A 22,363-nucleotide genomic window follows, 5' to 3' on the forward strand; every position below is an offset into this window, starting at 1 on the left:
GTCCTCGTTCAGGTCCTTCAGCGACGCGAGGATCTGGTCGAAGCACTCCCAGTTGCGCGCGGCACGGCCAATGCCGCCATACACCACGAGCGCATGCGGATGCTCGGCGACTTCCGGGTCCAGATTGTTCTGGATCATCCGGTAGGCGGCTTCCGCCAGCCAGGTCTTGCAGACCTTCTCGCTGCCGCGCGGCGCGCGGATCGTGCGGGTCGGGTCGAGGCGGGGGTCGGTGAAGTTCGGGTGGTTCATGGCGTTTGTTCGAGTCCGTCGAGTCTGGGTAGCAAGCTGAAGGGCTGCGCCCGCGGAGGTGCGATGAGCGCTGCAACGTGGCCTAAGTCTAACGCTGCCAAGTTGTATATACAACTCGTTTCGATAAAACGTGGGTTAGTAGTTACCCTGACGAAAATAGCGGAAATCGGCCGCGAAAGCGAGGAGCCGGCAGGCGAGCCGTGAAATGTTTGTCTAGACAAGACGTCTGCAAACAGCCCGACACAGTGCACGACCCGTGGCCGCGACCAGACCGCTCGCGCAAGGGAAAAGGCGGGCTTGAGGGAGGTCGGGTTCAGGAGGGACGGAGCGCTTGGCCCCAAGTGGCAAGACGCTCTTCAGCGTCCGGCGGACTGCAGTTCAGGAAGACTGCAGGAAACGAGCGGGCGCGGCCTTCTTGTCGTGGGGCCAATGCGGGGCGCCGCCCATGCTCAAACGGTGCCCGCCAGATGAAACCGCGAAGCCGGATGCCACAGGCGCACGGAAGTCGCCACATGACGCCCCACCCACGTGCGCCGCAGCAACAGCAGGCAAGGCTCGCCGATTTCCATCTCCAGATACTGCCGCACGCGCGCGTCGGGCTTCTGCGCGTAGATGCGAAACTCGGCGCGCTGGATCGGCGCGAGGCGCACCATGTAGTGATTCGGCGTCTCGACGGTGAAGTCCTGGGCGAGGTATTCGGGGAACACCTCGGGGTTCACGTAGCGGTCCTCGTACTGGATCGGCTCGCCCTCTTCGCTGTGCACGATGCGCGAGTGGAACACCGGCCCGGCGTCGAGTTCGAGCGCGGCGATCGCATTCGGATCGTCGCTCGACTCCAGTTCCAGCACGCGTGCCGCATGCCGATGGCCGCGCGCCGCGATTTCGTCGGCGATATTGCGGATCTGCAGCACGGTCGACTCGTACTGGCGCGGCGCCACGTAAGTGCCCGAGCCGCGCACGCGGTTCAGCACGCCTTCGGCCATCAGTTCGCGCAGCGCGCGCGACACCGTCATGCGCGCCACGCCGAATTCTTTCACCAGTTCCGTTTCGGAAGGCACCACGTCGCCGGGCCCCAAGGCGCCACTTTCGATCTGCGCGAGCACATGACGCTTGATCTGCTCGTAGGCGGGCAACGGGGCACTGCGGACCGTTTTCTTTTGCATGGTCTCGATCTTCGAATGAACGGGAGGCCGCCGCAGCGATGGCCGCCAGGCGCGGCGCGGGCTTGCGGCTTCAGGCGGCCACATTGTACCGCCCCTTAAAGTGGCTCCGCGCACGGGCTGCGAGGCAGCACGACATGGCCTCGAATCGCCGCGCCGCCTCCTATACAGGCTCGGCCACAAGCGCGGGCTGCCAGCGCGCGAGCACCACGCAGGCGCGCACGCCCCGCCCGTCCGCGCCCGGACTCAGACTCACCGCGCCGCGATGCGACTGCGCGATCTCGCGCACGATCGCCAAACCGAGGCCGGTGCCTTCCGTCTCGGCGGCAGCGCGGAAGAAAGGCTCGAAAACGCGCGCACGCGCTTCCGCGGGAATGCCACGTCCGTCGTCGAGCACTTCGAGCGCGACCGTCTCACCGCTCGCCCGCACCGACACCGTGACGTGCCCGCCAGCCGGTGTGTAGCGCAGCGCGTTGTCCACGAGATTGCTGACCATCGCGCGCAACAATTCGCGATGCCCCTGCACCACCGCCTCGCCCGCCTCGCGAGGCAGCTCCGCGCCGAGATCGATGCCTCGCGTCTGCGCGAGCAGCGAGAGCGCTTCGACCACTTCGCGCGCGAGCTGCGCCATGTCGACGGGCGCAGCCGGCAACTGCGCCGGGTCCAGCGCCTCGGCCTGCGCGAGCAGCAGTAACTGGTTCGTGAGCGCGACCATCGAGCGGTTACTCACATGCATGGCCGCCAGCACTTCGTCGAGCGCGGGATCGACGGCTTTTTGCTGGCGCGCGTATTGCAATTGGGTACCGAGCAGCGTGAGCGGCGTGCGCAGCTGGTGCGCGGCATCGGCGATGAAGCGGCGCTGCGCCGCCGTCTGTGCCGAAAGGCGCGCAATGCATTGATTGATTGCGTCCACAACGGGTCGCAGTTCGACATGCAGCCCTTCGACACGAATGGGTTCGAGGTGCGAAGGATCGCGGTCCGCCACGTCGTTCTTGAGCTTCATCAGCGGACGCAGCTCGAACGTGAGACCGATGCAGGCGAGCGCCACGGCCAGCATGACCATGCCGATCTGGCGATAAAGCTGGGGACGCCACAGCGCCTCTACCATCGCGTCGCGCGAGCGCTCGGTCTTGCCAACCGAGACGCGCACGCGCCAGATACGGCCATTGTCGTACATGGAACGCACCACGCTCACGGCGCGCACGGCCTGGCCGCGCAGCTCGGCGTCGTACGAAACGGGCGATTCGACGGCGGGCGCCGAAGCCGCATGCGGAAAATCGGGCATGCCCGCGAGCAGCGAGCCGCCCTCCACGCGCACGTTGTAGAACACCTGATCCTGCTGCGGCGAGGCAAAGAGTTCGAGCGCTGCGGGCGGCACGTCGGCGCGCAGCGCGCCGTCGGCCCATTGCACGGAACCGGCGATCATGCGCGCGGACGAAAGCAGCCGGCCGTCCTGCACGAGATCGGCAGTATGGCGCGCAGCGCGATACTCGGAGGTCGCCGTAAAACTCACGTAGAGCGCGAGCGGCACGAGCATCCACCACAGCAGGCGAATACGCAGGCTACCCGTCATGACGGCACGCGTAAGTCGTCATAGTGTTTCATCCTTCCTGCGCAGCAAATAGCCCAGGCCGCGCAGTGTCACGATCACGGCCGAGCTGCCTTCGAGCTTCTTGCGCAGCCGTGAGACGTAGATTTCGATGGCGTCCTCGCTCGGTTCGTCGGCGAGCGTGAAGATCGCATCGACGAGCGCGGCCTTCGAAACGGTCTGGCCAAGCCGCAGCGCCAGCGTTTCGAGCACCGTGCGCTCGCGCGGCGTGACGTTCAGCGGCGCGCCCTTCAGCGTGAACTGGCGTGTGTTGAGGTCGAACACGAGGTCCCCGCAGCCGATTTCGTTCGCGCGCGCGGGCGTTTGCCGGCGAATCAGCACCTTGATGCGCGCCACCAGTTCGCGCACCTCGAAGGGCTTGACGAGATAGTCGTCGGCGCCCGCGCCGAGCAGCTCCACCTTTTCGTCGATCGAGCCGCTTGCCGTGAGCACCATCACGGGCGTCGCGTCGCCGCGCTGGCGCAGCCGCCGCAGCACGTTCTTGCCCGAGAGCTTTGGCAAATTGAGGTCGAGCAGGACCACTTCGTAGCGATTGGACCGCAGCAACTGGTCGGCGGCTTCGCCGTCCTGCACGGCGTCAAAGGCGAACGCCTGCTCCTCCAGCGTCTTGACGAGCCAGTGCGCCAGCGTGGGATTGTCTTCGATCAGCAGCAATTTCATGGGCGGCGCAGGCAAGGTGCGAAGGTTTCGGGGAGTCGATTGTGCCGTCGCCAGCGCGTCGCCGCCCTGCGGGTTAACACGGACGATTTTGCACGGCGCTAGAAGGCTGGCAGAAGGCTTACGGTTTTTATAATCGGCTCCATCCACCAAAAAGCGCCCGCATGCACGGCGCACCACCTTCAGGAGACTCCACGATGCCTACCTTGCGCCAGATCGCCGCTGTATCGAGTGTCGCGTTTGCCCTTGCCGCCGGCTCCACGGCTGCCCACGCGGAAACGATCACGATCATGGTTGGCGGCGCAACCAAGATCATCTATCTCCCCGCCAAACTGACCGAGCAGCTCGGCTACTTCAAGGACGAAGGCCTCGACGTCGAGCTGCAGTCGCAGCCGGCCGGCGTGGACGCGGAGAACGAACTGCTCGCGGGTGCGGTGCAAGGCGTGGTGGGCTTCTACGATCACACCATCGACCTGCAGAGCAAGGGCAAGGAAGTGCAGACGCTCGTGGTGTTCGGCCAGGTGCCGGGCGAAGTGGAAATGGTGTCGAACGCGGCGGCCGGCACGCTCAAGAGCATGGCCGACGTGAAGGGCAAGACGCTCGGCGTAACGGGCCTGGGGTCCTCCACGAGCTTCCTCACGCAGTACCTCGCGCAGCGCTCGGGCGTGCCCTCCAACCAGTACACGCTGCTGCCGGTCGGCGCGGACAATACCTTCATCGCGGCGATCAAGCAGAACCGCATCGACGCGGGCATGACCACGGAGCCCACCGTCTCGCGTCTGCTGCAAACCGGCGACGCCAAGGTGCTCGTCGACATGCGCACGCTCGAAGGCACGCGCGCGGCGCTCGGCGGCACCTACCCCGCTTCGAGCTTCTACGTGCAGCGCGCCTGGGCGCAGTCGCACAAGGACGAAGCGACAAAGCTCGCGCACGCGTTCTCGCGCACGCTCAACTTCATCGCCACGCATAGCGCCGATGAAATCGCCGCGAAGATGCCCAAGGACTACTACGGCAACAACAAGGATCTCTACGTGGCCGCGCTGAAGTCCTCGCTGCCGATGTTCACGAAGGACGGCCGCATGCCCGCCGACGGCCCGGATACGGTGCTCAAGGTGCTCTCTGCGTTCAATCCTTCGGTGAAGGGCAAGCACATCGACCTCGCGAAGACCTGGTCGAACGACTATCTGCCGGCTACGACCGCCACGGCGTCGAAGTAAGCAACGCAATCGGCCCCACGTTCAGCCCACTGAGACAATGACTTCCTCCCTTTCCCAAGGCACGCCGGCCATCGAGCTGCGCCACGTTTCGTGCCGCTTCATTTCACCGGACGGCAAGGCGACCGTCGCCCTGCGCGACTTCAGCATGTCGGTCGCGCGCGGCGAGTTCGTCGCGATCGTCGGGCCCACGGGCTGCGGCAAGTCCACCACGCTCAGCATGATCACGGGCCTGCTCAAACCCACCACGGGCGAAGTGCGCGTGATGGGCGCGCCCGTGAACGGCATCGATCCGCGCATCGGCTTCGTGTTCCAGGCCGACGCCGTGTTCCCGTGGCGCTCGGTGCTCGACAACGTGGCGGCCGGTCCGCTCTATCGCGGCCGCTCGAAATCGGCGGCTTACGACGAAGCCAACGAATGGCTGCGCCGCGTGGGCCTCGCCAACTTCGGCAAGCATTATCCGCATCAGCTTTCGGGCGGCATGCGAAAGCGCGTGGCGCTTGCGCAGACGTTCATCAACAAGCCCGAAATCCTGCTGATGGACGAACCGTTCTCGGCGCTCGACATGCAAACGCGCACGCTCATGCAGGACGAGCTGTTGCAGCTGTGGGGCGGCACGGGCTCGGTGGTATTCGTCACGCACGACCTCGAAGAAGCCATTGCGCTCGCCGACCGCGTGTTCGTGCTGACCGCGCGCCCCGCCACGCTCAAGAAGGTCTACGAGATCGATCTGCCGCGCCCGCGCGTGACGTCCGAAATCCGCTACGCGCCGCACTTCGTCGAACTGTCGCGCCAGATCTGGCACGACCTGCGCGAAGAAGTGCAGATCGCCTAACACCGGAGCCGTTCACTATGTCCACCCCGCAACAAACTCTGCCGCAAGGCCTCGATCCCGCTTCGCTCGACGCCGTCGAGCGCGCCGCGCAAAAGCGCATTCGTCAGCGCAACTGGCTCGTCATTTCGCTGCGTATTCTCGTGCTCGTCGTCGTGCTCGGCGGCTGGGAACTCGCCGCGCGCCTCAAATGGATCGATCCGTTCTTCTTCTCGATGCCCACGGCCATCTTCGACCAGATCATCGACTGGTTCGTGAACGGCACCTCGCAGGGGCCCCTGCTCACGCAGGTCTGGGTCACGCTCGAAGAAACGGGCCTCGGCTTCATCATCGGCTCGGTGGCCGGCGTGTTCTGCGGCATCGTGCTTGGCCGCAACAAGCTGCTCTCCGACGTGTTCAGCCTCTACATCAAGATCGCCAACTCGATTCCGCGCGTGGTGCTCGGCTCGGTGTTCGTGATCGCGCTGGGGCTCGGCATGGCGTCGAAAGTCGCGCTCGCCGTGGTGATGGTGTTCTTCGTGGTGTTCGCCAATGCGTTCCAGGGCGTGCGCGAGGCCGACCGCTACATGATCGCCAATGCGCAGATTCTCGGCGCGTCGCGCCGCCAGGTGACGACCTCGGTCGTGATTCCCTCAGCGCTTTCGTGGATTCTCGCGAGCCTGCACGTGAGCTTCGGCTTCGCGCTGGTCGGCGCCGTGGTGGGCGAATTCCTCGGTTCGAAGCAAGGCATCGGTTTGCTGATCTCGACGGCGCAGGGTGCGTTCAACGCGAGCGGCGTGTTCGCCGCGATGATCGTGCTCGCCGTGGTCGCGCTAGCCGCCGACTATCTGCTCACCGCGCTCGAGCATCGCCTGCTCAAGTGGCGGCCCACGCCTTCGAACTGATTCAATCCGGTTCCCCTGTCCGGGCTGCGTGAAACGCGAGCTTACCTGGCCCGTGGTCCGCGGCGCACTGCCAGTGCGCCGCGTTTTTTTTGCGCTTCCGCTATGCTGCGCGAGCCCTTACTTCGGCTGCTCGACCGTGCGCAGATACGGCTTGAGCGTCTTGAAACCTTGCGGATACTTCTGCTTCGCCGCGTCGTCGGAAACCGAAGTCGGGATGATGACGTCGTCGCCCGGTTTCCAGTTCACCGGCGTCGCCACCGTGTGCTTGGCCGTGAGCTGCAGCGAATCGAGCAGGCGCAGCACCTCGTCGAAATTGCGGCCCGAACTCATCGGGTAGACGAACATCGCCTTTACTTTCTTGTCCGGCCCGATGAGAAACACTGCGCGTATCGTGGCGTTGTCGGCCGCCGTACGGGGGCTCGCGCCGCTCGCGTTCGGGTGAATCATGTCGTAGAGCTTCGCGACGTGCAGGTCCGGGTCGCCAATCATCGGATAGTTGACGGCGCTGCCCTGCGTTTCCTCGATGTCCTTGGCCCACTTCGCATGGTCGGTCACCGGGTCGATGCTCAGACCGATGATCTTCGTGTTGCGCTTGTCGAACTCCGGCTTGAGCTTCGCCATATAGCCGAGTTCAGTCGTGCAAACGGGCGTGAAGTCTTTCGGATGCGAAAAAAGGATGGCCCAGTGGTCGCCGATCCATTCGTGAAAATGGATCGTGCCTTCGGTGGTCTCCGCGGTGAAATCCGGTGCATCTTCTCCTAGACGAATCGTCATCTCCAGTCTCCAAAGGGCAGTGATAGACAGATTGTGAATGCCTGCGAGCACGCGAGAGTGCCTCCCGCTTTTGCATTTTAGGTAGTTCGGATGACGCTTTTGAAATATCTTTCCGCTTTCATTATTTTTACGTTAACCATACATCTCACCCTCATTTCCCGCGAAAATGCGGCATCGGCGCGCTATCGCAGCCTTGACATCCACTCGGCATGAAGCGAATAATGCCCCGTTCGATAAACGAAACCGTGTTCGAATTGCGAACACGAGAATAACAAGAACGGGCTGGCCGTCTTGCCGTGCAAATTCGCGCGTGCAAGGCGTGATATGAACCCGCTGCGCCGGGGCGGCATCGCCTCTCGCTGATGGAGGAGCCGCACCTGCCTCCCCGCCCACCCCGCGCCTGGCTCGCCAGCCGCACGGTGCCGGGACCGCCCGCAAGCAACGCCTCCTGTCCGCTCCGGCCAGCCAGTAGCCACACGCTACGAACACGCTGAAAGAGCATGAAAAGAGACCTCCAGACTGAATCGCGCGATTCCCGCCAGGGTGTTGTCGCCACCCTCGTGTATGTTTTCGAGCGGGTCATGCCCGACCCCTTCGTTCTGTCCATCTGCCTCACCTTCTTCGTCGCGGTGCTCGCGTTTGTCCTGGCGCCGCACGGCGATATCCCCACACTGCTCAGCTCCTGGTACGAAGGCACGTTCGGCATTCTCGGCTTCGCGCTGCAGATGATCCTGATCCTCGCCACGGGCTATGCCATTGCCGAAGCGCCCGTGATCCAGCGCGTGCTGCGCGCGCTCGCGGCCAAGGCGCAAACGCCGGCGCGCGCCGCGCTGCTGGTGTTTCCGGTGGTCGCCATCGCCGCATGGCTGAACTGGGGCCTCGGCCTGATCGTGGGCGCGCTGCTCTCGCGTGAAATCGCCAAGCGCGTGAACGTGGATTTCGCGTGGCTCGTGGCGGGCAGCTATTCGGCATGGTCGATCTGCAATAGCGGGCTCTCCAGTTCGATCGCCCTTTCACAGGCCTCGCCGGGCAACGCGCTCAATCTCGTGGAAAAGGCGACCGGCCACGTGATTCCGCTGAGCCAGACCGTATTCGCGCCGTTCGTCTTCATCCCCACCGTGCTCGTGGTGGTCGTGATGACGTTCATCTTCATCCGCATGCACCCGAAGCCGGAGCACGTGGCGCCGTTTAGCCAGGCCGCCGAAACCGAAGCGAACGATACCGGCGCCAGCGACGACCCGCACGCGCGCGTCGACAACGGCACGCCTTCGTTCGCATCGCGCCTCGAGCAGTCGATGCTCGGCACGCTGCTGCTGATCGTGCTCGGCGCAGGCTATCTTGCGATGGAATGGAGCGAAAAGGGTTTCGATCTCGACATCAACACGACGATCCTGATCTTTCTGCTGATCGGCCTCGCGCTTCAGCGCACGCCTATCGCCTACGCGAACGCCATTCGCCGCGCCGCGCGCCAAACCGGCTCCATGCTGCTGCAGTACCCCGTGTACGGCGGCATCATGGGCGTGATGAAGGGCACGGGCCTCGCCTCGATGATCGCCAAGGCCTTCGTCACGATCGCCACGCCGCTTTCGCTGCCGCTCTGGAGCTATCTGAGTTCGCTGATCATTACGCTGCTCGTGCCGAGCGCGGGCGGCCATTGGGCCGTACAAGGGCCGTTCGTGCTGCCCGCCGCGCTGAGCCTGCACGCCTCGGTGCCGCGCACCGCCATGGGCGTCGCGATGGCCGAGAACGTCTCGAACATGCTGCAGCCGTTCTGGGCCGTGCCGATCGTCGCGATCGCGGGCATCCGCATCCAGCGCGTGATGGGTTATACCGCCGTGACGTTCGCCGTGTCGCTCGTGATCTACGCCGCCGCGCTCTGGCTCGTGCCCTGAGCGTCAAGCGGTTCCGCCGTGAAGGCAGGCGCTGCGCCGGCCGCTTTTTAGCGGTTCGGGCAGCGCCTTTTTTCATGCGGCGCGCGTGAGCCGCCCCGGCCTCGCGGCTCGCGAAGATCGGCGACAATGGGCAAGCCTCGACGGCGGCACGCCGCCCCGAATCGATATGCGATCCGAACCAGGAGACTGCCGTGACCGCCAGCGCGCCGCCCACCCCGCCCCCATCCTCTTCGTCCGGCTCCGGCAAAGACGACGGCGAACTCGAGCCGCGTTTCGTCGAGTTCGCGCGTCAGGTGTTCGACACCGCGCGCCGCGGCGAAGCCACCACGCTCGCCACGCTCATCGACCAGGGGCTGCCGCCGAACCTGCGCAACGAAAAAGGCGACACCCTCGTGATGCTCGCGAGCTATCACGGCCACGCCGCCGCCGTGCGCGCGCTCGTGCAGCGCGGCGCCGACCCCAACCTGCGCAACGACAACGGGCAAACGCCGATCGCGGGCGCGGCCTTCAAGGGCTACGCCGACGTGGTCAGCACCCTGCTGGAAAACGGTGCCGACGTGGAAGGCGCCTCTCCCGACGGCCGCACGGCGCTGATGATCGCCGCCATGTTCAACCGCTCCGATATCGTCGACCTGCTGCTCGCGCGCGGCGCAAACCCGGCGGCGCACGACGCCGCGGGCAACACCGCGCTCGACGTGGCGAACGCGATGGGCGCGGTGGACACGGCCGCCCAGCTCGCCCGGAAAGAAGGCGGCAAACGCGCGTGAATCAAAGGGCGCGATGGCCAGGCACGCGAAACGCTGCAAAGCGCATAACTGTACGCGCCTTCCTGGTGTCTCTCCTGGTTTGCATACAACGCGCCGCCAGGCGACGCTATCCATGTAACACCCGTGCGTGCAGCGCCAGTGCGGGGCAGGCGATTTTCCACGAGCCGTGATATCGTTTTGTCATCGGATTCGAAAGTCTGCACGCACCCGTCAATCGAACTCTGTTACTTTCGCGAGCGTCGCCATGAGTGATGTACGCCACCATCTGAGTCCGCGCGATCGCGTGGAGCTGCTCTGCTGGCTCACCTGCGGGAGCCTCGGGGCCTACTATCTCAACGAATCCTGGCCCAACGCGGCTTTTCACGTCCAGGCGGCGCACAAGTGGCTCGACCGTCACGCGCGCGAGGCCGACTGGCTCGCGATCGCGCGCCTCGCTGCCATGGCGCAGGACATCGCGCAGCAGCACGCGTGGTTCGTGGACGCAGTCTGGGCGCGCGACGCCGTCGAGGAAATTCTCGACACGGACGACCTGAACTACCAGGCCAAGCTGGTCCTGCAAGTGCTCAAGGACTGCGAACGAGCGCTCGCCGACCGACGCCCCGCCGACTAAACCGGAACCCGATAAGCGGGGTTCACCACACTTGCCACGCGTTTCTCCATCAAATGATGGACGCGTGGTGGTTATCCTCAGAACATACTTCCGCTTGCAGCGCCGGCCCTCTTCCCCTTCGCCGGCCGCTCACCCACGCGGGAGAACTCAGATGACTCGCCCCCTCGCCCTGACGTTCGCCGCCGCGCTGCTCGCGTTGGCGTCGGCGAGCCCCGCTGCGCTCGCGCAAACCGGCGGCCATGCAACGGCCCTTAACGCCGCCCGGCCCATCCAGCTGCAAAAAGTCGCGAAGCCGGCGCCCAAAGCCCAGCAGACCGCGAAAGCCACCAAGCCTGCTCCGCAATCGCTGCGCTGGCTGATGTCGGAAACTCCATGAAACGAACCGGCGCGCCCGCGCCAGGTTCGCCTTTCCCCGCCCCGCCTCGAAGCGCAGCCGTCGCGGCTCAAGACTGCGACGGCTTCGCGCTGTCTGCCGCGGGCGGCGGTGCTGCCGGCGTCCAGCCATAACCGAGCGCCTTGTACAGGTTCACGATCTGCGCGAGTTCCTGGTCCTGCAGCGACGACTGCTGCAACTGCGCATTGAAGAGACTGCGCTCGGCGTCGAGCACTTCCAGATAGCTCGTGTAGCCGCCTTCGTACAGATCGCGCGCGACTGACGTGTATTCCATGAGCGCAGCCACCTGGCGCGTCGTCGAATCGAGCTGATCACGCGTGCGCGCCACGCCCACGAGCGCATTCTCGACATCGGCGAACGCCTGCTGGATCGTCTGCTCGTAGCTGAAGAGCGCTTCCCGCTGCACGGCTTCGGCCTGATGCACGCCACCCGCGATCGCGCCGCCCTCGAAAATCGGCTGCGTGACCGCGCCTGCGAACGACCAGACGCGCGCGGGGCCGGTCCAGAGCCCCGAGAGCGCAGTGCTCGCGGCGCCGAACAGTCCCGTGAGCGAAATTTGCGGGAAATACAGCGCGCGCGCTGCGCCGATCGATGCATTCGCCGAAATGAGCGTTTGTTCGGCCTGCAGAATATCGGGCCGGCGCTCCAGCAGGGTCGAAGGCAGGCCGGCGGGGATGGCGGGCGCGGTGAGCTCGGTGATCGACTTGCCGCGCGCAATCGGCCCCGGATTCTGGCCCAGCAGCAGCGAAATGGCGTCTTCCTGCGTCGCGATTTCCTGCTGGATCGAATACACGGAAGTTTGTGCGGATTCGTACTCCGACTGCGCCTGACTCACCTGCAACCTCGAAACGACACCGCCCGCATAGCGCTCGTTGAAGAGATCGAGCGCGCCCTTGCGGCTTTCGAGCGTGTCCTGAGCGATGATCAACTGATTGTCGAAGTCACGCAGTTGCAGATAGGACGTCGCCACGTTCGCGATGATCGAAATGCGCGTGGCCTGCTGCGCGGACTGCGTGGCCATATAATCGGCGCGCGCCGCTTCGGTGAGCCGGCGCAGGTGGCCGAACAGATCGAGTTCCCAGGAGACCGCGCCATTGAGCTGCACCTGATTGCCAACCACGGGCGGGAAGCCCGGCGCGGGAACGCTACGGCTGCGTGACGCCCCGAAATTCGCCGAAACCTGCGGGAAGAGGCCCGCACGCGTTACGACATACCGCCCGTAGAACTCCTCGACGCGTGCCGCCGCGATCAGGATGTCCTTGTTCTGCGCGAGCGCCTTCGCGACCAGGTCGTTGAGCACCGGATCGTTGAACTGTGTCCACCAGTCGAGCGAGGTGTCGACGGCCTCCGCCTGCGGCGAGGCGTAGCGAAACGTCGACGGCGTCTCGACCGCGGGACGATGATAGTCGGGCCCGACCGCGCACGCGCCAAGGCAAGCCGTCGCGACGACCAGCCCGAGAGGACGCAGCGCGCGATTCGTGCGATTCGAACGTATCTTCATCGCTCAGCCCTCCTGCGAAGGCGGCGCCGCAGGGGGCGTGCTGGCATGCGGCGTAGCGTCCGGCTTCTTGCGCGACGAGAGCGTTTCCAGTCCCCAGAAGAACATCGGAATGAAGAAGAGTGCGATCGCCGTGGCCCCGAGCATGCCCGCGATCACGCCGGTGCCGAGCGAGCGCCGGCTCGCGGCCGAGGCGCCGCTGGCGATGGCGAGCGGCACGCATCCCAGGATGAACGCGAGCGAGGTCATGATGATCGGCCGCAGGCGCAGCTTCGCGGCGTGCAGCGCAGCCTCGTAGGGAGACATGTTCTCCTTCTCGCGCATTTCCACCGCGAACTCGAAGATCAGAATGGCGTTCTTCGCCGCGAGCGCGATCAGCACAGTCAAGCCGATCTGGAAGTACACGTCGTTTTCCATGCCGCGCAGGAGGATGCCCACCAGCGCCCCGAAGATCGCGAACGGCACGGCCAGCAGCACGCCAATCGGCAGCGACCACTTCTCGTACTGCGCCGCGAGAATGAGGAACACCATCAGCAGTGCGAACCCGAACACGAGCGCCGCCGTCGAGCCGGCCTTCTTCTCTTCGTACGCCTGTCCGCTCCATTCGTAGCTGTAGCCATCGCCCAGCACTTCGTTGGCGATCTGTTCCATTGCCGCGATCGCCTCGCCCGAGCTATGACCCGGCGCCGCGTCGCCGGTGATCTTCGCCGCGGGGAAGTTGTTGAAGCGGTTGACGATGTCGGACCCAGACACGAAGCGCGAGGTCGTCACGGCTTTGATCGGCACCATGTCGTTGTTGCGGTTGCGCACATAGAGCTGCTGGATATCATCCGGAGTCAAGCGGTATTGAGGCTCCGCCTGAATGATCACCTGGAAGAGACGGCTGCCCTTCGGGAACTGGCTCACGTACAAGGAACCGAACATTGTCTGGAGTGCAGAATAGATGTCCTGAACCGGCACGCCGAGGGTTTCCGCCCGCTCGCGGTCCACTTCCACGAGCAGCTGGCGCGAATTCGTGTTGATGGTCGAATTCACGCCGCGCAACGCCGGGTTTTGCCGCGCCTTCGCAATGATCTCGCGAACCTTCTCTTCGAGCTGCGCATAGGTGCCGTCGCCGGAGCTTTGCGCCCAGAACTCGAAGCCACCCGTCGTGCCCAGACCTGGAATGGATGGCGGATTAAGCGGCACGACCACGCCGTCCTTGAATCCCGAGAAGGCCTTCGTGGCGCTGCGGATCAGGTCCTCCGCGGTGCCGTTCTCGCCGCGGTCCTTGAAGCCCTTGAGCGTCACGAACAACGTGCCCGCGTTCGCCTTGTACTGCGAGTCGATCAGGCTGTAGCCGATCGGCGCGGCGACCGAACTCACGGCAGGCTGCTTCGAGAACCAGTCCTCCGCCTTCTTCGAGAGGTCGCCTGTGCGGTCGAGACTCGCGGCGTCGGGCAGCACGACCGCGCCGAACAGATAGCCCTGATCCTCCACGGGCAGGAACGACGATGGAATGTGTTTGAAGAGCCCGCCTGTCGCAATCAGCATCACGACGATCAGGCCGATGGAAATCACCACGCGCCGTATCGCTGTCTCCACCCAGCTGCCATAGCCATCGGTGAGGCGCGCGAACTTGTCATTGAACCAGCGGAAGAAGCGGTTCTTCTTGTGCTCCTCTGGCTTGAGCAGGATGGCCGCGAGCGCGGGCGACAGCGTGAGCGCGACGATGCCCGAGAGCACCACCGAGACCGCGATCGTCACAGCGAACTGCTTGTACAACTGCCCGGTGATACCAGACAGAAATGCCACCGGTATGAACACCGCGAGCAGCACCAGCACGATCGCGATCACCGGCCCGCTCACTTCGTCCATCGCGCGTTTGGCCGCTTCCTTCGGCGGCAGCTTGAATTCCGACATGTTGCGCTCGACGTTTTCAATCACCACGATCGCGTCGTCCACCACGATGCCGATTGCCAGCACCATGCCGAACAATGTGAGCATGTTGATCGAGAAGCCGAACGCCGCCATGCCGATGAACGCACCGATGATCGACACTGGCACGGCAAGCAGCGGCACGAGCGTCGCACGGAAGCTCTGCAAAAAGATATACACGACGATGATCACGAGAATTATCGCGTCACGCAGTGTATGCACCACCTCGCCAATCGACTCATGGACGAATTCGGTCGTATCGAGCGCGACTTCGTACTTGAGCCCTGGCGGGAAACTCTTGTTCAACTGCTCCAGTGTCTGGCGCACCTGCTTGGCCACTTGCAGCGCATTCGCGCCCGGCTGCTGATAGACGGCGAGCAGCGTGGCGGTCTTGCCGTTGTAGCGGCCGCGCAGCGTGTAGTCCTTCGAGCCCAGTTCCGTATGGCCGATGTCCTTGATGCGCACGATGGCCGCATCGCCCGACGCCGCCTTGAGGATGATGTTGTCGAATTCGGCCGGCTCCGTCAGGCGCCCTTTCGTCGCCACCGGGAACGTCTGGTTCACAGGCGCGTTGGTGGGCGCCTGGCCAAGACGGCCCGCGGAGAACTGCTGGTTCTGCTGGGCTATCGCGTTCTGTACGTCGGCCACCGTGATGCCGAGCTTCGCCATGCGGTCGGGCTTGAGCCATACCCGCATCGCATAGTCAGCCGAACCGAAGATCGACGCCTGGTTCGCGCCCGGAATGCGCTTGAGCGCGTCGAGCACATAGACGTTCGCGTAGTTCGCCACGTAGGCCGCGTCATAAGAGTTATCGGGCGAATAGATCGCGATCACCATCATGAACGCCGACGAGCGCTTCTGCACCGAGACGCCCTGCGACTGCACCGCATCCGGCAAAAACGGCAACGCGAGGTTCACGCGGTTCTGTACGTCCACCTGGGCCAGTGACGGGTCGGTGCCGATATTGAAGTAGACGGTAAGTGTCATGTTGCCCGTCGAGGAACTCGACGAGTTCATGTACATCATGTTGTCCGCGCCGTTGACCTGCTGCTCGATCGGCGCAGCGACGTTCTGCGCCACGATATCGGCGCTCGCGCCCGGATACGTCGCGCTCACCGTGATGGTGGGTGGCGCGATGTCCGGAAACTGCGCGATCGGCAGGTTGAACATCGCCACGAGACCGGCGACCACGAGCACGATCGAGACCACCGACGCGAAAATCGGCCGGTCAATGAAGAAGTGAGAGAACTTCATCGTTCAGCCTCCCGCGGCGGGCGAGAACGTGACGTCCACACGGCGGGATTTGTCGGGCGGGTCATTGGCGACGATCCGCGCCGGTTTGTGCATGTCGATGCGCTCGCTTTTCACGCCTGCCACGATCAGCGCATTGCGCACTGTGGCCGCACGCGCGGCCGCGAGACGCTCATTCGAGGCATAGGAGCCGGTCGAATCGGCGTAGCCGGAAATCGCCACGCGTATGCCCGGCTCGGCGACGAGACGGCGCGCCACGCCCGCGAGCGCGTCGGCGGACTGGGCGTCGAGGCTCGCGCTGGCCGTTGCGAAGTAAAGCGCGGTGTGTTCGCCCAACACGTCGGGAGCGCCGGAGGCGGCGGCCGGTTGAGCGGCGGTCGTGCCCGCGCTTGCCTGAGCGTTAGCGTTCGCGTTCGCAGCAGCCGGGCCGGAAGCCCCAGCCGCGCCCGCTTGGGCCCCGCCGCCTGCGCCCTCGGCCCCAGCCGCCGCGCCGCCGAGATTCACGGTCGCCGGCGGCGTGGCCACGAGATTCGCCTTGACCGGCGCACCGGGCATGAGGCGCAGCGTATTGTCGATGATGACATGATCGCCCGGACGCAAGCCCGACTTGATCACCCATGCATTACCGTTCCACTCACCCGTTTCCACCGCGCGCTGCTGCGCTTTTCCGTCCGTGTCGACGGTCCACACATACGCGCCGCGCGGCCCCTGCTGCACCGCCGACTGCGGCACGGCCACGGCGGCGGCGCGCGCCGCGCCCAGCAGCTTGATGCGTACGAACTGACCGGGCCGCAGCGACCCCGTGGGGTTCGGCATTGCGGCGCGGATCAGGTAGGTGCCGGTTTCCGAGCTTAGCGAGGCGTCGGTGAAGGCGATGCGGCCACGCTCCGGATAGATACTGCCGTCCGCAAGCACGATCACCGCTTCGAGCTTGCCGATCGGCGGCAGCTTGAGCGTGCCGTTCTGCGTTTGCGTGCGCAGATCGAGCATCTCGTTCTCGGAGAGCGAAAAGTTGATCCACATGGGATCGAGCTTGGCCACGTAAGTGAGCAGGCTGTTGGTCGCATCGAGATACGAACCGTCCTGCTTCTTCGCAAAGCTCGAAAGACCCGTAACGGGCGCGACGATCGTCGTGTACCCAAGATTGAGCGTCGCGCTAATGACATTCGCCCGCGCCCCTTCTACCGCGGCGGCGGCCGCCTGTTCCTGCCCGACCGAGTCGTCGAGATCCTTCTGGCTTAACGCGTTCTTCGCGGCCAGCGGGCGCACGCGGTTGAGGTTGGCCTGCGCGGTTTCGAGCCGCGCTTTTTGCTGCGCAAGCTCGGCCTTCGCGGCGTCGAGCGTGGCTTCGAACGGTTTGCGGTCCATGATGAACATGACATCGCCCTGATGGACCAGCGAGCCTTCCGTATACACGCGCTTTTCCAGGAAGCCGTTCACGCGAGAGCGAATCTCGACTTGCTGCGAGCTTTCTGTCTGCCCCACGTACTCGAAGACCACGGGCACGTCACGCAGCGCAACATTGATCACATCGACGTTCGCGGCAGGTCGCGTTTGGGCAGCAGGTTTGTTTTCATGACATCCAACGACACTTACCAGCAAGCCCAACGACAGACACAAGCTGGCCACCCGAATTCCGTGAGTCATGCTGTTCTCCGTGTTATCGACGATCTGCGCTGGACCGACGAAGCCAAATCAGGCGCGCGCGGGCGATCGGGTCGAATCAATCGCCAAACTGACTTTGGTGCTCGAGCAAATACTACTGTTTTTTGAGAGAACGCAGAATCGGGATGGCCAAAAATCGCACGCAATGACGCGACTCGCGCTTGCAAAGCAATAGTGACTGGATTCGTTTCGAAATCCGAAATTAAAGTACGCTAATCGTTCGTTAACGTTAAGTCGGATATGCGCAACGCTTGCGCATGGACAAAGGGAGAAAGCGGGAAGCGGAGGTCGCGGACGCACGAGACGTGCGTTGCGTGAACTGCGGACGGGAGAACATCCAGGCGTGGCGCTACTGTCGCAGGGGCGGTTGCGCCACGCGTTGCGTATCAGGCGGCGCGATCGAGCCGGCGCACCGAGCCGAACTCCGCGCACGAGAGCGTGCGCATGAGCAGCGCCATCGCCTCGGCCACGCGGCGACGATCGAGTTCGACGTGCAGGCAGGCGAGATCGCTGCGGCGATCGATATCGATCGTATGCACGCCGAGCGCGCTGCCCACCAAACCATGCAGCGTGCAGCGTGCGAGTTGCGCTTCGCTCGTGGGCACGCGCACGACCAGTTGCACCGTTGTGCGATGGTTTGCCGGGTGAAGCGGTTTGCGCGAGTCGTGCAGAGAAAGAACAGGCCGCGGCGTGGCGGCGGAGCGGGAACCTCGGGAAATCGAACCCTGCGAGACGATAGAAGGCATACGTGTTGTGCGCACGCCGCCATTTGGGGCGCCGCGCTTGAGTTGAACACGAACCGATTCTAGGCAGCGCCGCGTAAACGTCTGGTAAATAAACACTGCACGGCCGCTAAAAGTGCGTAGCCGCCGAAGAGAAGCCTCAATCGAGCGGACGGCCCGCCGGCTCGCGAATGAGCGGCAGCGCGAGCAGCGAGACCGCCCCGCAGCCGATCAGATACCAGGCGGGCGCGAGCGGGTTGTCGAGCAGCTTGATGAGCCAGGTCGCGAAGAACTGCGCGAAACCGCCGAAGATCGACACGCCCACGCAATAGACCACGGACATGCCCGTCACGCGAATCGACTGAGGAAAGAGTTCGGGCAGCATCACGATGTTGGGGACCGCCGTGAACGCAACGATCGCGCCCAGCACGGCCACCACAGCGAGCACCGTCGCGACGGTCGGCATGGCGTGAATGAGCATGAACGCAGGATAGATCACAGCGATCAGCATCACGCGCGAGACACCCATCACCCACTTGCGGCCCAGACGGTCGGAAAGCGAGCCTGCGAACGGCGAGCAGATTGCCGTGACGAGCGCCGCGACCAGCGCCGCACTCATGCCGACCGACATCGGCAGACCGAGAATCTTGATCGCGTAGGTCGACATGTAGAACAACACAATATAGTTCGCCGCCGTTCCGCCGATCGTCGTGACGATGCCAGCCACGAGCGATGTGCGGTGGCGCCCGAAAATCTCGCGCAGCGGCCGCGCCATGTCGGCCACGGGTTCGGTGTCTTCTACGCCGACGGGGTGCGCGAGCGTTTCGTCGAGATGGCGGCGAATGTACACGCCGACCGGCACGACCAGCATGCCGATCACGAACGGCACGCGCCAGCCCCAGCTTTCGAGCGCGGCCTGCGAGAGCGTGGTGGAAAGCGCCACGCCGATGAGCGCGCCGCACACCGTGTTCAGGCCCTGGCTCACGAACTGCCAGCTGCCGTAAAAGCCGCGCGAACGGTCGTCGGCGTATTCGAGCAGGAGCGATGTCGAGGCGCCCACTTCGCCGCCCACCGCGAAGCCCTGCACGAGACGCGCGAGCAGGATCAGCGCGGGCGCCGCGAGCCCGATCTGCGCATAGGTGGGCGCGAACGCGATGAGCGCCGAGCCGAGCGCCATGAGCCAGAGTGTGAGCGTCATGGCGGCCTTGCGGCCCACGCGGTCCGCATACGCACCGATCACGATGCCGCCGATCGGACGCACGACGAAACCGATGCCGAAGCTACCCACGGCGAGCATCAGCTGGTTCAGCGAGCCATGCACCGGAAAGTACAGCGAGCCGATGATCGAGGCAAAGAAGCTGTAGACCGTGAAGTCGAAGAACTCGAGCCCGTTGCCGAGCGTGATCGCGAAGATGGCCTTCGCGCGCGAGCGGCGCGTGGATATCGGGGCCGCTGCGGCTTGTGCCTGAATCGTGCTGGCGGTCATCGGGGGTCTCCTCGTGTGTCTCGTGTGTCTCGTCTCGTGGGTGCCGCGCCTGGCCGGTGTCAGCTGCGCAGGAAGCGTTCGGCGAGTTGCACCCAGTATGCGGCGCCGGTGGCGAGGCAGTCGTCGTTGAAGTCGTAGCCGGGGTTGTGGACCATGCAGCCGCCTTCCCCGTCGCCGTTGCCAATGATGAGGTAGCTGCCCGCGCAGCGCTCGAGCAGGAACGAGAAGTCCTCGCTGCCGGTGAGCGGCGCCATGTCGTGAATCAGCCCTTCTTCGCCGAGCCAGTCGCGCGCCACGTCCTGCGCGAACTCGGTCATCGCCACGTCGTTCACGAGCACCGGGTAGCGGCGCTGGTAGTCGATGCGCGCCGTCGCGCCATACGCGCTTGCCTGCGCGTGCACGAGCGCCGTGATGCGCTCCTGCAGCAAGTCGCGCACTTCGGGGCGCAGCGCGCGCACCGAGAGGCGCATCTGCGCGGTTTGCGGAATCACGTTGGGCGCGTCGCCCGAATGGATCGCGCCCACGGTGACGATCGCCATGTCGAGCGGCGGCACGTTGCGCGACACGATGGTCTGCAGCGCGAGAACAACGTTGGCGCACACCACCACCGGGTCGATCGCCTTATGCGGCACCGCGCCATGACCGCCGCGCCCGTCGATGTCGATGATGACCGTATCCGACGAAGCCATGAACGGCCCCGCGCGAAAGCCGAGCTTGCCGGTCGCGAAACCGGGCATGTTGTGCATGGCGAACACGGCGTCGCAGGGAAAGCGCTCGAACAGGCCTTCGTCGAGCATGCGCTTCGCGCCGCCCAGGCCTTCTTCTGCGGGCTGGAAAATGAGGTGCAGCGTGCCGTTGAAATTACGCGACTGCGCGAGATGCCTGGCCGCCGCGAGCAGCATGGCCGTGTGGCCATCGTGGCCGCACGCGTGCATCTTGCCCGGAATACGGCTCGCGTAATCGAGGCCGGTGCTTTCGTGGATGGGGAGAGCGTCCATGTCGGCGCGCAGACCGAGGCGTTGCTTGCCATCGCCCACCTTGAGCGTGCCCACGACACCCGTGCCGCCTAGCCCGCGGTGCACCTCGTAGCCCCACTCGGTAAGGCGCTGCGCGACGAGGTCGCTCGTGACGAATTCTTCGAAGCCCAGTTCGGGATGCGCGTGGATCTCGTGGCGCAGTGCGATCATCTCTTCTTCGATCGCGGCGATTGCGGCCGGGATAGCCATCGTGTTCATACGAATTCTCTCCAGAGGGGACGACGAATTCGCTTGAGAATAATGACGTCTGTTCGGCGCCGACAGCCCTAAAATAGTTGGCCCGCCAACCAGAAGTGCGCACTCGGGTTATCCCTTATGAAGTTCCACCAGTTCCGCGCGCTCGTCGCCATGGCCGATACCGGCAGCATCCGCGCGGCCGCGCGTGCGCTCGGCATCTCACCGGCAGCGGCAACGAAGGCGGTGCGCGAACTCGAAGCCGAGCAGCAAATCGCGCTCGTCACGCGCAACGCGAATGGCATCGCGTTCACGGAAGCGGGCCAGGCGCTGCTCGTTCATGCGCGGCTCGTCGTGCACCAGATGTCGCGCGCCCAGGACGAACTCGATGCGCGGCGCGGGCGCGGCGGCGGCAAGCTCGCGATCGGTGTGACGCCGTGGCTCGCCCTCTCCTTTCTGCCCGACGCCGTCACGCTGTTCCGCGAGCGCATGCCCGGCATGCAGCTGGAGTTTTACGAAGGCCTGCTCAATATCGTGATGCCGCGGCTGCGCGACGGCTCGCTCGACTTCTCGCTAGGGAAGCCCGGGCCCGCTTCGCTGCATGCGGAATTCACGCAGACGCCGATCTTCGCCACGGAGTCGGCCGTGGTGGTGCGCAAGGACCATCCGCTCTCGCATGCGCAGTCGCTGAAAGAACTTCAGGATTGCGAATGGCTGCTCAACTGGGACCCGGCGAGCAAGGAGATGATCGCCGACGACGTCTTCCTGCGTCACGGCCTGCCGATGCCGAAAAACGTGCACCTCGCGCACTCGTTCGTGGTGGCGATGGGGCTCATCATGAACACGGATATGGTGAGCATCTTCCCGTGGCCGCTGGTGGAAACGCGCTTTGCGCGCGACAATTTGCGGGCGCTCGCGCTTCAGGAGGAAGTGGATCGCACGGTGGTGAGCGTGGTTGCCCGGCGCGGTGTGCCGCTTTCCGCTGCGGCCGAATGCTTTCTGGAATGCCTCAAGGAGGCGATTCATGCCGGTGAGGCTTCTGCTAACCCTGAGCGCAGGCGGCTTTATCACTCGCTTGAGTTGCTGATTTGATTGGCTGCTTTTCTATCGTGTTTCTGGCTGATTTGGCCTTTTCTTGTGTTCGCGGTGGTATGCAGGCGTTGCCCCTGTGCGGGGCGGCACCTCCTTTCTTTGCCGCGGCAAAGAAAGGAGGCAAAGAAAGCCGCTCACACCGCCAATGCCTGTCCCCTTGCACCACTCGCCGTCATGGGTAGTGGCTCCGGAGCGTCTGTCACCTCGCACCTTCGAAGTTGGTGACAAGGCGCTCATTCATCCCGCTGCTCGCTGCGCGCGCTGCGGTCAGGTCTGCAAGGGAAACCGGGGGGCGGTGTCAGCCTTAGCGAGAATGCACGCACACCAACGGTTTTGGCTATGCCCTTCGGCGCGCGGAGCGCCGCCGGAAGTATGAGCGCCTTGTCACTCCGGTTGTGGGCAAGTGGTGACAGACGCTCCGGAGCCACTGGCATAGACGGCCAGAGGTGAACTGTGGCTGGCGCTAGCGGTTTGAGCGG

18 protein-coding genes and 1 pseudogene are annotated in these 22,363 nt (G+C 64.6%); 8 read left to right on the top strand and 11 right to left on the bottom strand.

Going from position 1 to position 22,363, the window contains the following annotated elements; translation table 11 throughout:
• From M3I54_RS29175 to M3I54_RS29190, 4 genes and pseudogenes are all read right to left on the bottom strand, one after another.
• Positions 1-249: pseudogene (locus tag M3I54_RS29175) on the bottom strand (urocanate hydratase); the annotation flags it as partial.
• Between the two features lie 449 nt (positions 250-698).
• The gene (gene hutC / locus M3I54_RS29180) at positions 699-1,412 is read right to left on the bottom strand and encodes a histidine utilization repressor (RefSeq protein ID WP_254342130.1); all 714 of its coding nucleotides are present in this window, start codon (positions 1,410-1,412) and stop codon (positions 699-701) included.
• Positions 1,413-1,572: 160 nt separating this feature from the next.
• The gene (locus M3I54_RS29185) at positions 1,573-2,982 is read right to left on the bottom strand and encodes a sensor histidine kinase (RefSeq protein ID WP_254342131.1); all 1,410 of its coding nucleotides are present in this window, start codon (positions 2,980-2,982) and stop codon (positions 1,573-1,575) included.
• Positions 2,983-3,000: 18 nt separating this feature from the next.
• Entirely contained in the window at positions 3,001-3,678 is a 678-nt protein-coding gene (locus M3I54_RS29190; RefSeq protein WP_254342132.1) for a response regulator, read from the bottom strand.
• A gap of 194 nt (positions 3,679-3,872) precedes the next feature.
• On the opposite strand from M3I54_RS29190, the gene M3I54_RS29195 reads away from it, so the two are divergent.
• Genes M3I54_RS29195 through M3I54_RS29205 form a run of 3 tightly spaced genes read left to right on the top strand, consistent with a single transcriptional unit; the run spans position 3,873 to position 6,605 of the window.
• Entirely contained in the window at positions 3,873-4,892 is a 1,020-nt protein-coding gene (locus M3I54_RS29195) for an ABC transporter substrate-binding protein (protein WP_254342133.1), read from the top strand.
• A gap of 37 nt (positions 4,893-4,929) precedes the next feature.
• Positions 4,930-5,724 carry an ABC transporter ATP-binding protein gene (locus tag M3I54_RS29200; RefSeq protein WP_254342134.1) on the top strand — a complete coding sequence of 265 codons (795 nt, stop codon included), beginning with the start codon at positions 4,930-4,932 and terminating at the stop codon, positions 5,722-5,724.
• Positions 5,725-5,741: 17 nt separating this feature from the next.
• Complete coding sequence (locus M3I54_RS29205; RefSeq protein ID WP_254342135.1) at positions 5,742-6,605, top strand: ABC transporter permease; 864 nt, start codon at positions 5,742-5,744, stop codon at positions 6,603-6,605.
• Positions 6,606-6,722: 117 nt separating this feature from the next.
• Here M3I54_RS29205 and M3I54_RS29210 read toward each other — a convergent pair whose 3' ends face one another.
• On the bottom strand, positions 6,723-7,379 hold the full coding sequence (locus M3I54_RS29210) for a peroxiredoxin (RefSeq protein ID WP_254342136.1): 657 nt from the start codon (positions 7,377-7,379) through the stop codon (positions 6,723-6,725).
• 500 nt (positions 7,380-7,879) lie between these two features.
• Here M3I54_RS29210 and M3I54_RS29215 point away from each other — a divergent pair, with 500 nt between their 5' ends.
• The 4 genes from M3I54_RS29215 (at position 7,880) to M3I54_RS29230 (ending at position 11,024) form a co-directional block, all read left to right on the top strand.
• Complete coding sequence (locus M3I54_RS29215; protein WP_254342137.1) at positions 7,880-9,271, top strand: short-chain fatty acid transporter; 1,392 nt, start codon at positions 7,880-7,882, stop codon at positions 9,269-9,271.
• Between the two features lie 191 nt (positions 9,272-9,462).
• Positions 9,463-10,038, top strand: coding sequence for an ankyrin repeat domain-containing protein (locus M3I54_RS29220; protein ID WP_254342138.1), 576 nt, complete (start codon positions 9,463-9,465; stop codon positions 10,036-10,038).
• Positions 10,039-10,282: 244 nt separating this feature from the next.
• Positions 10,283-10,648, top strand: coding sequence for a hypothetical protein (locus M3I54_RS29225; protein ID WP_028205078.1), 366 nt, complete (start codon positions 10,283-10,285; stop codon positions 10,646-10,648).
• Positions 10,649-10,799: 151 nt separating this feature from the next.
• Positions 10,800-11,024 (top strand): hypothetical protein, encoded by a 225-nt coding sequence (locus M3I54_RS29230; protein ID WP_254342139.1) that lies wholly within the window; start codon positions 10,800-10,802, stop codon positions 11,022-11,024.
• A gap of 67 nt (positions 11,025-11,091) precedes the next feature.
• On the opposite strand, the gene M3I54_RS29235 is transcribed toward M3I54_RS29230, so the two are convergent.
• From M3I54_RS29235 to M3I54_RS29265, 6 genes are all read right to left on the bottom strand, one after another.
• Entirely contained in the window at positions 11,092-12,543 is a 1,452-nt protein-coding gene (locus M3I54_RS29235; protein WP_254342140.1) for an efflux transporter outer membrane subunit, read from the bottom strand.
• Positions 12,544-12,546: 3 nt separating this feature from the next.
• Entirely contained in the window at positions 12,547-15,711 is a 3,165-nt protein-coding gene (locus M3I54_RS29240) for an efflux RND transporter permease subunit (protein ID WP_254342141.1), read from the bottom strand.
• A 3-nt stretch (positions 15,712-15,714) separates the two neighbouring features.
• The gene (locus M3I54_RS29250; protein ID WP_309249648.1) at positions 15,715-17,355 is read right to left on the bottom strand and encodes an efflux RND transporter periplasmic adaptor subunit; all 1,641 of its coding nucleotides are present in this window, start codon (positions 17,353-17,355) and stop codon (positions 15,715-15,717) included.
• 404 nt (positions 17,356-17,759) lie between these two features.
• Positions 17,760-18,119 carry a hypothetical protein gene (locus tag M3I54_RS29255; RefSeq protein ID WP_254342142.1) on the bottom strand — a complete coding sequence of 120 codons (360 nt, stop codon included), beginning with the start codon at positions 18,117-18,119 and terminating at the stop codon, positions 17,760-17,762.
• A 136-nt stretch (positions 18,120-18,255) separates the two neighbouring features.
• Positions 18,256-19,581, bottom strand: coding sequence for an MFS transporter (locus tag M3I54_RS29260; protein WP_254342143.1), 1,326 nt, complete (start codon positions 19,579-19,581; stop codon positions 18,256-18,258).
• 59 nt (positions 19,582-19,640) lie between these two features.
• Positions 19,641-20,816, bottom strand: coding sequence for a M20 aminoacylase family protein (locus M3I54_RS29265; RefSeq protein ID WP_254342144.1), 1,176 nt, complete (start codon positions 20,814-20,816; stop codon positions 19,641-19,643).
• 117 nt (positions 20,817-20,933) lie between these two features.
• On the opposite strand from M3I54_RS29265, the gene M3I54_RS29270 reads away from it, so the two are divergent.
• On the top strand, positions 20,934-21,884 hold the full coding sequence (locus tag M3I54_RS29270) for a LysR substrate-binding domain-containing protein (RefSeq protein WP_254342145.1): 951 nt from the start codon (positions 20,934-20,936) through the stop codon (positions 21,882-21,884).
• Positions 21,885-22,363: the final 479 nt, after the last annotated feature.

The sequence above is a fragment of the Paraburkholderia sp. CNPSo 3274 genome (assembly GCF_024206475.1).
GTDB lineage: Bacteria > Pseudomonadota > Gammaproteobacteria > Burkholderiales > Burkholderiaceae > Paraburkholderia.